Origin of the sequence: Rhizobacter sp. SG703, from assembly GCF_012275445.1 — a bacterium.
Classification (GTDB): domain Bacteria; phylum Pseudomonadota; class Gammaproteobacteria; order Burkholderiales; family Burkholderiaceae_C; genus Rhizobacter.
The window spans coordinates 13587-27544 of the sequence record NZ_JAAZQK010000017.1 but is presented as its reverse complement, the minus strand read 5'-3'; the positions used below and the strand labels follow the sequence as shown (position 1 = coordinate 27544).

The 13958-nt window shown below is 68.1% G+C and carries 14 protein-coding genes; 5 read left to right on the top strand and 9 right to left on the bottom strand.

The window, feature by feature from the left end; genetic code table 11:
* The first annotated feature begins 36 nt into the window (after positions 1-36).
* The 3 genes from FHT26_RS27905 to FHT26_RS27895 all read left to right on the top strand — a co-directional run bounded on the left by FHT26_RS27905 (position 37) and on the right by FHT26_RS27895 (position 4952).
* Positions 37-729, top strand: a complete 693-nt coding sequence (locus FHT26_RS27905; protein ID WP_168563343.1) for a GntR family transcriptional regulator — start codon at positions 37-39, stop codon at positions 727-729.
* Positions 726-3764: an FAD-binding and (Fe-S)-binding domain-containing protein gene (locus tag FHT26_RS27900; RefSeq protein ID WP_168563342.1), complete on the top strand. Its 3039-nt coding sequence runs from the start codon at positions 726-728 to the stop codon at positions 3762-3764. Before FHT26_RS27905 ends, FHT26_RS27900 begins: the two co-directional genes overlap by 4 nt.
* A gap of 216 nt (positions 3765-3980) precedes the next feature.
* Positions 3981-4952, top strand: coding sequence for a tripartite tricarboxylate transporter substrate-binding protein (locus FHT26_RS27895; protein WP_168563341.1), 972 nt, complete (start codon positions 3981-3983; stop codon positions 4950-4952).
* A 268-nt stretch (positions 4953-5220) separates the two neighbouring features.
* On the opposite strand, the gene dtd is transcribed toward FHT26_RS27895, so the two are convergent.
* Genes dtd through tyrS form a run of 4 tightly spaced genes read right to left on the bottom strand, consistent with a single transcriptional unit; the run spans position 5221 to position 8160 of the window.
* A complete protein-coding gene (gene dtd, locus FHT26_RS27890; protein ID WP_168563340.1) occupies positions 5221-5664 on the bottom strand; it encodes a D-aminoacyl-tRNA deacylase in 444 nt (147 codons plus the stop codon).
* Positions 5661-6548, bottom strand: a complete 888-nt coding sequence (locus tag FHT26_RS27885; RefSeq protein ID WP_168563339.1) for a cation diffusion facilitator family transporter — start codon at positions 6546-6548, stop codon at positions 5661-5663. The genes dtd and FHT26_RS27885 overlap by 4 nt, the downstream gene beginning before the upstream one ends.
* Before the next feature lie 11 nt (positions 6549-6559).
* The gene (locus tag FHT26_RS27880) at positions 6560-6928 is read right to left on the bottom strand and encodes a DUF5329 family protein (protein WP_168563338.1); all 369 of its coding nucleotides are present in this window, start codon (positions 6926-6928) and stop codon (positions 6560-6562) included.
* 5 nt (positions 6929-6933) lie between these two features.
* Positions 6934-8160 (bottom strand): tyrosine--tRNA ligase, encoded by a 1227-nt coding sequence (gene tyrS, locus FHT26_RS27875; RefSeq protein WP_168563337.1) that lies wholly within the window; start codon positions 8158-8160, stop codon positions 6934-6936.
* 246 nt (positions 8161-8406) lie between these two features.
* On the opposite strand from tyrS, the gene FHT26_RS27870 reads away from it, so the two are divergent.
* Entirely contained in the window at positions 8407-9786 is a 1380-nt protein-coding gene (locus tag FHT26_RS27870; protein WP_246868133.1) for a M23 family metallopeptidase, read from the top strand.
* A 46-nt stretch (positions 9787-9832) separates the two neighbouring features.
* On the top strand, positions 9833-10957 hold the full coding sequence (locus FHT26_RS27865) for an anhydro-N-acetylmuramic acid kinase (protein ID WP_168563336.1): 1125 nt from the start codon (positions 9833-9835) through the stop codon (positions 10955-10957).
* A gap of 72 nt (positions 10958-11029) precedes the next feature.
* On the opposite strand, the gene erpA is transcribed toward FHT26_RS27865, so the two are convergent.
* From erpA to rplM, 5 genes are all read right to left on the bottom strand, one after another.
* Entirely contained in the window at positions 11030-11407 is a 378-nt protein-coding gene (erpA, locus tag FHT26_RS27860) for an iron-sulfur cluster insertion protein ErpA (protein WP_047506389.1), read from the bottom strand.
* 43 nt (positions 11408-11450) lie between these two features.
* Positions 11451-11879, bottom strand: coding sequence for a bactofilin family protein (locus tag FHT26_RS27855; RefSeq protein WP_168563388.1), 429 nt, complete (start codon positions 11877-11879; stop codon positions 11451-11453).
* Positions 11880-11972: 93 nt separating this feature from the next.
* Entirely contained in the window at positions 11973-12635 is a 663-nt protein-coding gene (locus tag FHT26_RS27850; RefSeq protein WP_349238236.1) for a DUF6776 family protein, read from the bottom strand.
* Positions 12636-12875: 240 nt separating this feature from the next.
* Complete coding sequence (gene rpsI, locus FHT26_RS27845) at positions 12876-13268, bottom strand: 30S ribosomal protein S9 (protein ID WP_168563334.1); 393 nt, start codon at positions 13266-13268, stop codon at positions 12876-12878.
* Between the two features lie 9 nt (positions 13269-13277).
* Positions 13278-13706 carry a 50S ribosomal protein L13 gene (gene rplM / locus FHT26_RS27840; protein ID WP_168563333.1) on the bottom strand — a complete coding sequence of 143 codons (429 nt, stop codon included), beginning with the start codon at positions 13704-13706 and terminating at the stop codon, positions 13278-13280.
* Between the last annotated feature and the right edge of the window lie 252 nt (positions 13707-13958).

Here is a 13958-nt window from a genome sequence, read left to right as displayed (position 1 = left end):
TGCTCAAAAAATGAATACAAATCCAGAAAGTCCGTCATGGCCGACATCATTTCCATCCCCCGCCAGGTGCTGCACCAGCAGGTGTGCACGCGGCTGCGCCAGCTGATCGTCGAGAACCACATCCCGCCCGGCAGCAAGCTCAACGAGCGGGCGCTGTGCGAGGAGCTGAAGGTGTCGCGCACGCCGCTGCGCGAGGCGATCAAGATGCTGGCCGCCGAAGGCCTGGTGGAGCTGCTGCCGAACCGCGGCGCCGTCGCGATGGAGTTGTCGGCGCAAGACATCGCCGACACCTTCGAGGTGATCGCCGGGCTCGAAGGGCTGTCGGGCGAGCTGGCGGCGCAGCGCATCACCGACGCCGAGCTGGCCGAGATCCGCGCGCTGCACTTCGAGATGCTGGCCGCCTACACCCGGCGCGACCTGCCGACCTACTACAGCATCAACGCGACCATCCACCGGCACATCAACGCCGCGGCGCGCAACCCGGTGCTGACGCAGACCTACGGCACGGTGAACGCGCGGCTGCAGGCGCTGCGCTTCCGCTCGAACTGCGACGAGGCCAAGTGGGCGCGCGCGATGAGCGAGCACGAGCGCATGATCGAGCTGCTGTCGGCACGCGATGGCGACGGGCTTCGCCAGCTGCTGGTGCAGCACCTGCTGAACAAGCGCGACGTGGTGCTCGACCTGATGAAGCACGGCGAGTTGGATGCTTCACCGAAGGTGTCTGCATGACTGCCTTGATCGATGCCGGTGTCGCCAGAGAGGCCGGGCGCTCGCTGCGCGCGTTCGGCACGCCTGAGGCCGCCGAACTGGCGAAACGCCTGTCCGCTCACACACAGGGCCAGACGCTGTTCGACATCGCATCGCGCGGCCGCTATGCGACCGATGCGTCGATCTACCAGATCATGCCGGTGGGCGTCTTCGTGCCGCGCACCGCGCAAGACATTGCCACCGCGATCGACGTCGCGCGCGACCTGAAGATCCCGCTGCTGCCGCGTGGCGGCGGCACCTCGCAGTGCGGCCAGACCACCGGCGCGGCGCTGGTGATCGACACCAGCAAGCACTACCGCAGGGTCCTCGCGTTCGACCGCGATGCGATGACGGTGCAGGTCGAACCCGGCATCGTGCTCGACCACCTGAACGCGTACCTGAAGCCGCACGGCCTGTGGTACCCGGTCGACGTGTCGACCAGCGCGCAGGCCACGCTGGGCGGCATGGCCGGCAACAACTCCTGCGGCTCGCGCAGCATCGCCTACGGCAACATGGTGCACAACGTGCATGCCGCCGAGGCCTGGCTGAGCAACGGCACCACCGTGAAGTTCGGCCGCGTCGACCAGCTCGGCGCGCGCGAAACCGCGATCGCCGATTTCGTCCGCGACCTCGCGGCCTCGCAGCGCGACGAGATCGAGTTGCGCTGGCCGAGGGTGATGCGCCGCGTCGGCGGCTACAACCTCGACATCTTCCGGCCGCAGAGCGAGCGGCCGTACACCACCGACGGCAGCGTCAACCTGGCGCACCTGCTGATCGGCGCCGAGGGCACGCTCGGCTTCACGCGCACGCTGACGCTGAAGCTCGCGCCGCTGCCGGGCCACAAGGTGCTCGGCGTCGTCAACTACCCGAGCTTCCATGCGGCGATGGATTCGGCGCAGCACATCGTGAAGCTCGGCCCGAGCGCGGTCGAGCTGGTCGACCGCACGATGATCGAGCTGTCGCGCGCGAACCCGGCCTTCCGCCCGACCATCGACGCGGCGCTGATCGGCGAGCCGCAGGCGATCCTGCTGGTGGAGTTCAGCGGCGACGACAAGGCGGTGCTGCTCGCGCAGCTGAAGCAGCTGGTCGAGCTGATGGGCGAGCTGAAGCTGCCGGGCAGCGTGGTCGAGATGCGCGACGACGCGCCGCAGAAGGCCTTGTGGGAGGTGCGCAAGGCCGGGCTGAACATCATGATGAGCCTGAAGGGCGACGGCAAGCCGGTCAGCTTCATCGAGGACTGCGCGGTGCCTCTGGAGCACCTGGCCGAGTACACCGACGCACTCACCGAGGTGTTCCGCCGCCACGGCAGCAAGGGCACCTGGTACGCGCATGCGTCGGTCGGTACGCTGCACGTGCGGCCGATCCTCGACATGCGCCAGGCCGGCCCGGGCGGCGGCGCGCACAAGATGCGCTCGATCGCCAACGAGGCGAGCGAGCTGGTGCGCAAGTTCAAGGGCGCCTACAGCGGCGAGCACGGCGACGGGCTGTGCCGCGGCGAGTGGATCGCGTGGCAGTTCGGACCCCGCCTCAACGAGGCCTTCCGGGCGATCAAGCAGCACCTCGACCCGATCAACCTGATGAACCCGGGCAAGATCATCGACCCGCCGAAGATGGACGATGCGAGCCTGTTCCGCTATGCGCCGGGCTACAAGACGATCGCGTTGAAGCCGGTGTTCGACTGGTCGGCCTGGAACGTGCAGAACGATCCGGCGACCGAGACCACGACCGCACCCGGCACCGGCGGCGATGCATCCGGCGGCTTCGCGAAGGCCGTCGAGATGTGCAACAACAACGGGCACTGCCGCAAGTTCGACGCCGGCACGATGTGCCCGAGCTACCGCGTCACCCGCGACGAACAGCACCTGACGCGAGGCCGCGCGAACACGCTGCGGCTCGCGCTGTCGAACCAGCTCGGCGAGCAGGGCTTCACCAGCGACGCGGTGCGCGACGCGATGGACCTGTGCGTCGGCTGCAAGGGCTGCAAGCGCGACTGCCCGACCGGCATCGACATGGCGAAGATGAAGCTCGAGTTCACCGCGCACGACAAGGCGCGGCACGGCCACACGCTGAAGGACCGGCTGGTCGCGCACCTGCCGGCCTATGCGCGGCTCGCGAGCGCCGCGCCGTGGCTGTTCAACCTGCGCGAGACGCTGCCCGGCGCGAAGGGCCTGGCCGAGCGCTGGCTCGGGCTGTCGGCGAAACGCAGCCTGCCGCGCTTCCGGCGCGACACCTTCCGGCGCGTCGCGCCGCACCTCGGCCTGGCCACGCGCGCCGAGGTGCTGAAGGCCGACAAGCCGGTCGTGCTGTTCGTCGACACCTTCAACGGCAGCTTCGAGAGCGAGAACGCGAGCGCCGCGGTGCGCGTGCTGCAGGCCGCCGGCTACACGGTGCATGCCGCGAGCCGCCCCGGTGCCGCGCTGTGCTGCGGCCGCACCTACCTGGCCGCCGGCATGCCGGAGCAGGCCAAGGCGAAGGCGCGCGAACTGCTGGCGACGCTGCTGCCGTTCGCGCAACGCGGCATCGCGATCGTCGGGCTGGAGCCGTCGTGCCTGCTGACGATGCGCGACGAGATGCTGGTGATGGGCCTGGGCGACGACGCGCAGGTGCTGGCCGGCCAGGCGCTGCTGCTCGAGGAGTTCCTCGCGCGCGAAGCGAAGGCGGGCCGCTTCGCGCCGCGCTTCAAGCCGGCGGCGCAGGCGATGCGGGTGCACGGCCACTGCCACCAGAAGGCGTTCGGCGCGATCCAGCCGGTGCTCGAGGTGCTGAAGCTGGTCCCCGGCGCGCAGCCCACGCTGATCGACAGCTCGTGCTGCGGCATGGCCGGCAGCTTCGGCTACGAGTCAAGCCACCACGAGGTGTCGATGCAGATGGCCGAGCTCAGCCTGCTGCCGGCGGTGCGCGAGGCGCCCGACGCGATCATCGTCGCCGACGGCACCAGCTGCAGGCACCAGATCGCCGACGGCGCGCAGCGCGAGGCCTTGCACGTCGCCCGGGTGCTGGCCGACCACCTGCTGTGAAATGGAGCCCCCCGGCGAAAGAGTACTTTCGCCGATCCCCCGAGGGGATGCCGTCCGGCTTGGGGCGGCCCGGCGCTCGGCCTTGCACCACCGCACATCGCCAATGGCCTTGCGAGGCCCTCGGGTTACGTAGTTTCCGCCATGGCAGTGCCTCGGCGCCTCCTTAAGCTCGGGGCTTCCGACTCTCCGACACGCTTGCTCGAAAGGAACACGACCATGAAGAAACTCCTGCTGGCCGGCGCCGCGATGCTGACGGCGACCGCGGCCCTGGCCGAGTACCCCGAGAAGCCGGTGACCATCGTCGTCCCGTTCTCCGCCGGCGGGCCGACCGACAAGGTCGCGCGCGACCTGGCCGAGGCGCTGCGCAAGCCGCTGGGCGGCCAGGCCATCATCATCGACAACGTCGGCGGTGCCGGCGGCACGCTGGGCGCGACCAAGGTCGCGAAGGCGTCGAACGACGGCTACACGCTGCTGCTGCACCACATCGGCATGAGCACCTCGCCCGCGCTGTACCGCAACATGCAGTACAAGACGCTGGAGGACTTCGAGTACCTCGGCATGATCAACGAGGTGCCGATGACGCTGATCGGCAAGCCGTCGCTGCCGGCCACGAACTACGCCGAGCTGACCAAGTGGCTCGATGCCAACAAGGGCAAGGTGAACCTCGCGAACGCCGGCCTCGGATCGGCCTCGCACCTGTGCGGGCTGTTGTTCATGAGCACCACCAAGGTCGAGATGACGACCGTGCCGTACAAGGGCACCGGCCCGGCGATGACGGACCTGCTGGGCGGCCAGGTCGACCTGATGTGCGACCAGACGACCAACACCACCAGCCAGATCGCCGGCGGCAAGATCAAGGCCTTCGCGGTCACCAGCACGAAGCGCCTGACCACGCCGGCGCTGGCCAAGCTGCCGACGCTCGACGAATCGGGGCTGAAGGGCTTCAACGTCAGCATCTGGCATGCGCTGTACGCGCCGAAGGGCACGCCGAAGGCCGTCACCGACAAGATCAACGCGGCGCTGAAGGTCGCGTTGAAGGACCCGGATTTCATCAAGCGCGAAGAAGGCCTGGGCGCGGTCGTGATGACCGACGCGCGCGTCAACGGCCCGGAGCACAAGAAGTTCGTCGAGGCCGAGATCAACAAGTGGGGCCCGATCATCAAGGCTGCCGGTCAATACGCAGACTGATTGTTGGCCCCCCTGTCGCTTCGCTCCTGCCCCCAAGGGGCGCCTCCCAGCGGCCCGGCAAAGCCGGTTCCGCGGGAGTTGCTTGAGGGTGCTTCGCCACGCTCGCACGCGTCCCGTTCGCCCTGAGCTTGTCGAAGGGCCCGATCATCCTGAGCCAGTCGAAGGACCTGAGCTTGTCGAAGGGCCCGATCATCCTGAGCCCGTCGAAGGACCTGAGCTTGTCGAAGGGCCGGGCTGAGCTTGTCGAAGCCAGCGCGTTGCGCGGACTTCAGCTTCGCAGCGTGATCGGGATGGTCACGGGGCCGTCGTTGACCAGATGCACCTTCATGTCGGCCCCGAACTCGCCGCTGGCGACGTTCGGGTGCTGCGACCTCGCGCTGGCGAGCACGCGCTCGTAGAGCTCGCGGCCCAGCGCCGGCGGCGCGGCGGCCGTGAAGCTCGGCCGGTTTCCACCAGAGGTTTCGGCCGCCAGCGTGAACTGGCTGACGATCAGCAGCCCGCCGCCGATGTCGGCGACGCTGCGGTTCATCTTGCCCTGCTCGTCGCTGAAGATGCGCAGCTTCAGCAGCTTCGCGACCAGCTTGTCGGCGATCGCCGGCGTGTCCTGCGGTTCGGCACAGACCAGCACCAGCAGGCCGGCGTCGATCGCGCCGACGACCTGCCCACCCACCTCGACACGCGCCTGCGACACCCGCTGCGTGATCGAGATCATGGCGCGCTCGCCTGCGTGGACTGCGCCTCGACATGGGTCGGCAGCAGCTGGATCGACGCCCGCAGGCCCGGCACGTCCTGCATCAGCGCTTGCTCGACGTCGGCGCGCAGCGCGGCCGCCCGGCCGAGCGTCCAGTCGGCCGGCACATGCATGTGCAGGTCGATGAAGCGCCGCTGCCCGGCGCGCCGCGTGACGACGTGATCGAAGCGGATCGACGCGTGGTCGAAGCGCGCGAGCGTGGCGTCGATCTGCGCGCGGATCTCGGGCTCGACCGCGCTGTCCATCAGCCCTTCGACCGAGCGCCATGCAAGCTGCCCGCCCTCGCGCAGGATGTTCAGCGCAACGCCGATCGCGAGCAGCGGATCGAGCCACAGCCAGCCGGTCAGCGGCACCAGCAGCAGGCCGGCGACGACCCCGACGGAGGTCCACACGTCGGTCATCAGGTGGCGCGCATCGGCTTCGAGCACGATCGAGCGGTGCTGCCGCGCGCCGGCCATCATCCGCCACGCCAGCAGGCCGTTGATCGCCGAACTGGCGACCGACAGCGTCACGCCCCAGCCCAGCGATTCGAGCGGCTGCGGGTGCGCGAAACGCAGCACCGCGGCCCAGATGATGCTCACTGCGGCCGCGGCGATCAGCATGCCTTCGAAGCCGCTCGAGAAATACTCCGCCTTGGTGTGGCCCGACGGATGGTCTTCATCGGCCGGCCGGCGCGCGATGGCCACCATCAGCAGCGCGAACAGCGCAGACGCCAGGTTGACCAGCGACTCCATCGCATCGGACAGCAGCCCGACCGAGCCGGTGACGCCCCAGGCCCAGGTCTTCAGCCCGATGGTCGCGAGCGCCGCGACCACCGACAGGCGCAGCAGGGCCTCGACTCCCATCGGCGCACTCATCAGCGGTCCATGCGCTTCAGTTCGTCGCCGAGGAACTGCGCCGCGGTCATGCTGCGGCCGTCGGCGAAACGGATCTGGTAGGCCTGGCCGGTCGTGCTGGAGCGGCTGCCGATCTCGTCGATGAACTGCTGCGCGGTGTTGACGTGCTCGCCCATCTTGTCGAACTTGCCGCGCAGGAAGCGGGCTGCGTCGGCCGGCGAATAGGCGCTGCCGTTGCGGACGAACTTCAGGCCGGTCTGGCCGCCCACGAACGCGATCAGCCGCTCGATGCGCGCCCGTTCGGCCTCGCTCGGCGCAGCCCGCGCGACCTGCCCCACGCAGGCGAGCGCACCCGCCAGCAGGCCGACGAGGACGATCCGCCGCCGCACCGCGATCAACCCAGCGTGACCCGCGCGAACTTGCGCTTGCCGACCTGCACGACGTAGGTGCCGGCCGCCAGCTTCAGGCCCTTGTCGCTGACCGGGTCGCCATCGACGCGCACACCGCCGCCATCGACCAGCCGGCCCGCTTCGCTGGTGGACGGCGCGAGGCCGGCCTGCTTCAGCAGCGCGGCGATGCCCAGCGGCGCGCCGGACAGCGCGACCTCGTCGATCACGTCGGGGATGCCACCCTTCGCGCGGTTGTTGAAGTCGGCCTCGGCCGCGTCGGCCGCCGCCGCGCTGTGGAAACGCGTGGTGATCTCCTTGGCGAGCAGCACCTTCGCGTCCTTCGGGTTGCGCCCACCGTCGACCTCGGCCTTCAGCGCCGCGATCTCTGCCTCGGGGCGGAAGCTCAGCAGCGTGAAGTACTTCCACATCATCGTGTCGCTGATCGACAGGATCTTCGCGAACATGTCGTTCGGCGCGTCGGTGATGCCGATGTAGTTGTTCTTGCTCTTCGACATCTTGTCGACGCCATCCAGCCCCTCGAGCAGCGGCATCGTCAGGATGCACTGCGGCTCCTGGCCGTACTCGCTCTGCAGCGCGCGGCCCACCAGCAGGTTGAACTTCTGGTCGGTGCCGCCGAGCTCGAGATCGCTCTTCAGCGCCACCGAGTCGTAGCCTTGCATCAACGGGTACAGGAACTCGTGCACGCTGATCGGCGTGCCGGCCTTGAAACGCTTCGTGAAGTCGTCGCGCTCCATCATGCGGGCCACCGTGTAGCGCGACGCGAGCTGGATCATGCCGCGCGCCCCCAGCGGATCGCTCCACTCGGAGTTGTAGCGGATCTCGGTGCGGCTCTCGTCGAGCACCAATGCCGCCTGGCGGTAGTAGGTCTGCGCGTTGGCCTCGATCTGCTCGCGTGTCAGCGGCGGGCGGGTGCTGTTGCGGCCGGACGGGTCGCCGATCATCGACGTGAAGTCGCCGATCAGGAAGATCACCGTGTGCCCCAGGTCCTGCAGCTGGCGCATCTTGTTCAGCACCACCGTGTGGCCGATGTGGATGTCGGGCGCGGTCGGGTCGAGGCCGAGCTTGATTCGCAGTGGCACGCCGGTTGCTTCAGAGCGTGCGAGCTTGTTCAGCCATTCGGCCTCGGGTAACAGCTCGTCACAGCCCCGCAATGACACCGCCAGCGCCTCGCGCGTGCGGTCGGTGATCGGAAAGGGCGGCTGGGCGGACATGGTTTTCGAGGCCGGTTGCAGAACGATCTTGTGGGGTTATTCCGGGAATTGCGCCGGAAACATTGGCGCGGAAGTCGGTGGCTATACTGCGCCGCTTCCGAGGTGCCGGCCCCGCCAACACAGGGGCCCGCAAAGCGTCCGCGATTCTAGTGGACGCCTGCAGGCAGCAAGACAGACCAGAGCGCGGCGTCCGATGGCGGTGTGCTTGCAGACAGGGCTTCACCGCCCTTCACAGCAGTGAACTCGTTGGATTCTCTCGATCAAGCGCTGGCCTCGGCCGGCTCCCGCACCCACCGCTTCGTCCACCGCCATCCGCGCACGCTCGCCGGCACGGTGGTCGCGTTGCTGATGGGCGCCGGCGTCACCGCCTTCGCCATCGCGCCGATGGCGCCCGATGCATCCGACCTGCCGCGCCGCGTGGTGACGGAAAGCGTCACCCCGGAAGACGTCGGATCGCAGCTCGAGGTGCTGGCCAGCCACGAGGTGTCGCTCTACCGCAGCGACCTGACCCGCAACGCCGACACCGCCGACAGCCTGCTGCGCCGTGTGAACGTGACCGATGTCGCGGCCGCCACCTTCCTGCGCACCGACAAGACCGCCCGCCTGCTGCTCGAAGGCCGCGCCGGCAAGATGGTGCAGGTGCGCAGCGACGAATCGGGCCAGCTCGAGGAGCTGGTCGCGCGCTTCCCGGCGGCCGATCCGACGCAGTGGTCGACCCATTTCTCGCGCCTCAGCGTGAAACGCGTCGACGGCCGCTTCGAGGCCAAGGTCGAGCTGGCACCGCTGGCCGCCCAGGTGCGGCTGGGCAGCGGCACGATCCACAGCTCGCTGTTCGCGGCCACCGACGAGTCGCGCATCCCCGACCCGGTGGCGGTGCAGGTCGCCGAGATCTTCTCGACCGACATCGACTTCCGCCGCGAGCTGCGCAAGAACGACACCTTCAGCGTCGTCTACGAAGCGCTGACCGCCGACGGCGAGGTGATCACCTGGAACCAGGCCGCCGGCCGCGTGCTGGCCGCCGAGTTCGTCAACAACGGCCGCAGCTACTCGGCCGTGTGGTTCAAGGATCCGTCCGGCAAGGGCGGCTACTTCGGCTTCGACGGCCAGAGCAAGCGCCGCGCGTTCCTCGCGAGCCCGCTGGAGTTCTCGCGCGTGACCTCCGGCTTCTCGATGCGCTTCCACCCGATCCTGCAGAACTGGCGCGCCCACCTCGGTGTGGACTACGGCGCACCCACCGGCACCTCGGTGCGCAGCGTCGGCGACGGCGTGGTCGAGTTCGCCGGCTGGCAGAACGGCTACGGCAACGTCGTCAAGCTGCGCCACAGCAACGACCGCGAGACGGTCTATGCCCACCTGAGCCGCATCGACGTACGGGTCGGCCAGCGCGTCGAGCAAGGCATGCACATCGCCAACGTCGGCATGACCGGCTGGGCAACCGGGCCGCACCTGCATTTCGAATTCAAGGTGAAGGGCCAGCAGCAGGATCCGCTGGTGGTCGCGAAGACCTCCGAAGCGATCGTGCTGACCGCATCGGCGCAGCAGGAGCTGTCGAAGGTCACCGGCACCTGGCGCGAGCAGCTGAAGAGCGCCGGATCGCTCGCGAACTACACCGGCGACGCCGAGTAAACCCGGCGGGCCCGGCAAGGCTGCGCCGCGCGGCTACCATCGCGCGATGGCACCACACGACACCGCGGAACGCTACATCGGCCTGATGTCCGGCACCTCGCTGGATGGCGTGGACGGCGTGATCGCCGATTTCAGTGCCGCGCGCATGTCGGTGCTGGCACATGCCCACCTGCCGTTCGCCGCGCACGTCCGCGAGGCCTTCATGGCGCTGCAGCGCAGCGGCAACGATGAACTGAACCGCGCGGCGCAGGCCGGGCATGCGCTGGTGCAGGTCTATGGCGGCGTCGTCAGCCTGCTGCTGGCGCAGGCCGGCCTGGCCGCGTCGGACATCCGGGCCATCGGCGCACACGGGCAGACCGTGCGGCACCGGCCGGGCGACGAACTGCCGTACACCGTGCAGGTGAATGCGCCGGCCGCGCTGGCCGAACTGGCGGGCATCGACGTGGTCGCGGATTTCCGCAGCCGCGACATCGCGGCCGGCGGGCAAGGCGCGCCGCTGGTGCCGGCCTTCCATCGCGCGGTGTTCGGCCAGGTCGACCGCGCCGGCGCGGTGCTCAACATCGGCGGCATCAGCAACCTGACGGCCTGGTCCGCGCACGGCGGGCAGACGATCGGCTTCGACTGCGGGCCCGGCAACGCGCTGATGGACCACTGGTGCCAGCGCCATTGCCACCATCCGTTCGATGCCGGCGGCGCCTGGGGCGCCTCGGGCCGCGTCGAGGCGGGCCTGCTGACGCAGCTGCACGCCGACCCCTATTTCACGCTGACACCGCCGAAGAGCACCGGCCGCGACCTGTTCAATCCGGAATGGCTGGACGACCAGCTGTCGCGCGTCGGCCATGCGCTGCGGCCGGAGGACGTGCAGGCCACGCTGTGCGAGCTGACGGCCCAGGCCTGCGCCGACGCGGTCGACCGCCACGCGGCCACGGCGCCGGAGGTGGTGGTGTGCGGCGGCGGCGCCTTCAACGACCTGTTGATGGGCCGCCTGGCCGCGCTGCTGCCGCGCCGCCGGGTGGTCCGCAGCGATGAGCGCGGCCTGCCGGCCAGCGAGGTCGAAGCGGCCGCGTTTGCCTGGCTGGCCCGGGCGCATGTGCGGCGCGAGCCGGGCAACCTGGTGTCGGTCACCGGCGCGCGCGGTCCGCGTGTGCTGGGCGCTCTCTATCCGGCCTAGCTCGCCGGCCGACAGGCCGCTCCAGAATGACGAAGGCCGCTCGAAAGCGGCCTTGCGGGGACAGCAAGCGAATCAGACCGAGAAGCTGGACCCGCAACCGCAGGTCGTCGTCGCGTTCGGATTCTTGATCACGAACTGCGCGCCTTCGAGGTCGTCCTTGTAGTCGATCTCGGCACCGGCCAGGTACTGCAGGCTCATCGCGTCGATCAGCAGCGTGACGCCGTTCTTGCTCATCTGCGTGTCGTCGTCGTTGACGATTTCATCGAAGGTGAAGCCGTACTGGAAGCCGGAGCAACCACCGCCCTGCACGAAGACCCGCAGCTTCAGCTCGGGGTTGCCCTCTTCGTCGACCAGCTCCTTGACCTTGCTCGCGGCGCTGTCGGTGAACACCAGTGGCACCGGCGGCTCGCTGGAATCAAGGCTCTGGAGGTTTTCTGCAACTGCGCTCATGGGGTATTCCTTGGGAGACGAACGGACCGATTATCCGCCGAGCTCACGCCGCTTGTGCCGTTGTGGGATTGATCGCCGGCCCCGCGTTCGCGGTGGCCAGTTTCAAAGGGGCTTTTTCGTCGGCCTTCAACGGGTGCAGTTCGCCGTCGATCCGGGCGCCCTGGTGCATTTCAAGCGATTCGTAGCGCACGTCGCCGACGATGCTGGCCTTGGGCTGCAGCTCGAGCAGCTGGTCTGACAGAACCGGGCCGATCACCGTGCCGTTGATGATCACGTGGCCGGCCTTGACCTTGCCGACCACCTTGGCTTTCTCGCTGATCACGAGGATGCTGTAGGCCTCGCTGCTGGCGATCACGTCGCCCTGCACTTCGCCGTCGATGCGCAGGCCGTCGGCAAAGCGCAATTCGCCGGTGATCACGGTGCCTTCGCCGATCAGGGTGCGGATGGGAGGCTGCTTGGTTTTGCCGAACATGGTGGTTGCTCCAACGTGATCCAACGAGGGGTGCCGTCTTGGTGGCTCTTGCCGGGGTCTTGCGGCTGTTGCCAGGGTCTTCGGAGGTTGGCGTCAGAGCTTGAGCATCTGCGTCGCCCTGACAGCGCCGCGGCTGTCGATGACCTTGACCTGCACGGTTTTTACCACGGCCTGTAGCGGGTGATCGATCATTCCTTCGAGACGGAGGTACTGCTTCACGGCAAGCGGCAGCCCTCCGTTCGGCATCGACAGCGACCAGGGTTTTCCGTCGAGCAGCCCGGTGAGCACGATGTCGTAACGGCCGGTGAACTCCGGGGCCGACTTGCCCATCTGCATCACCAGCAATTGGTAACGAAGTTGGCCTGGCGCCTTGGCCTCGGCCTGCAGTGCGCGCACCGTCAAGGCCTCGGCGCTGCCGGCCGGCAGCAGGCGCTCGAAGAAGCCGAGGTCGGCCTTCAGCGCCATGTTCTCGGACTCGAGCTGCTTCAGCTGTTGGGCCAGCTTGTCCTGCGCCACCTTCTCGGTGCGCAACAGGCTGCCGGCGGTGTTGGCGATCGACTGGGCGCCTTCGCGTTCGGCGCGCAACTGCGCGACCTCGACCCGCAACTGACCCAGCTCGGCCTTGGCGTCGCGGTCGAGGCCGGCGATGTCCTTGCCGAACTCGAAGGCCCACAGCGCGAGCGCCGCGGAGAAGCCGAACACCAGGGCGACGATCGCCCAACGCAACGGCCACGGCAGGTGGCTTCTGACGATCATGCGCGGTGCGCTGATGGACATGCGACGACGAAGCAGTTTCCAGCGCATGAGGTCAGTACGGCATGAGGTCGGGACAGAGGGAGTGGGGAGCTCGTGATGCGGAGCCCGGCGCCCTGTGGGAGCTAGGGATTGTAGAAGCCACCATCGGCGTGCTTGTTTCCAAACCTTGCCGGAATGGCGACACGAAAACAAAAAGGGCCGCTCGAAAGCGACCCTTTTTCTGCAACGCGTGAGCGTCGATCAGCGCTTGCTGAACTGCTTCCTGCGGCGAGCGCCGTGCAGGCCGACCTTCTTGCGTTCGACCTCGCGCGCATCGCGGGTCACGAAACCGGCGCGGCTCAGGTCCGGCTTCAGTGCGGCGTCGTAGTCGATCAGTGCGCGGGTGATGCCGTGGCGCACCGCGCCGGCCTGGCCGGATTCACCGCCGCCGTGCACGTTCACCTTGACGTCGAAGGCGGCATCGTTCGCTGTCAGCACCAGCGGCTGGCGGACGACCATGATGGACGTCTGGCGACCGAAGTACTGGTCGACGGGCTTGCCGTTGACGATGATCTGGCCGGTGCCCTTCTTGATGAAGACGCGAGCCACCGACGACTTGCGGCGGCCGGTTCCGTAGTTCCAATTTCCGATCATGGCCGCTCCTTAGATTTCCAGCACTTTGGGCTGCTGGGCGGCGTGCGGGTGGGAGTCACCGGCATACACCTTCAGCTTCTTCACCATCGCAAAGCCCAGCGGACCCTTGGGCAGCATGCCCTTGACGGCCTTTTCCAGCGCGCGGCCGGGGTGCTTGGCTTGCATGTCCTTGAACTTGGTGCCGTAGATACCGCCCGGGAAGCCCGAGTGACGGTAGTACACCTTGTCGTTGGCCTTGTTGCCCGTGACGCGGATCTTGTCTGCGTTGACGATGACGATGAAATCGCCGGTGTCGACGTGAGGCGTGTAAATGGCCTTGTGCTTGCCGCGCAAACGGAGTGCCACTTCGCTGGCAACACGTCCGAGCACCTTGTCGGTGGCGTCAATCACAAACCACTCGTGCGTCACTTCGGCCGGCTTGGCGCTGAAGGTCTTCATGAGGTTCTTTCAATGAGCCGGTCGCGACATGCGACCAGCGGATTACGGCCTGACTTCCTTCGCTGCGATCGGTGCTGCTTGTTCAGGCAGCCTCTCAGGCAGGACGACGTCGCGGCGGGTCTGGTGGACTCGCCATCCCGTGGTTTGCGGGGCGTTCCCTGGGGGTTCGCCCTTCGCAAGTCCGCGGTTCTCTCCGGGCCATGACGGAAAAGCCTTCTAGTGTAGCGGATCAGGGCCAGGGCTGGCTAGAGG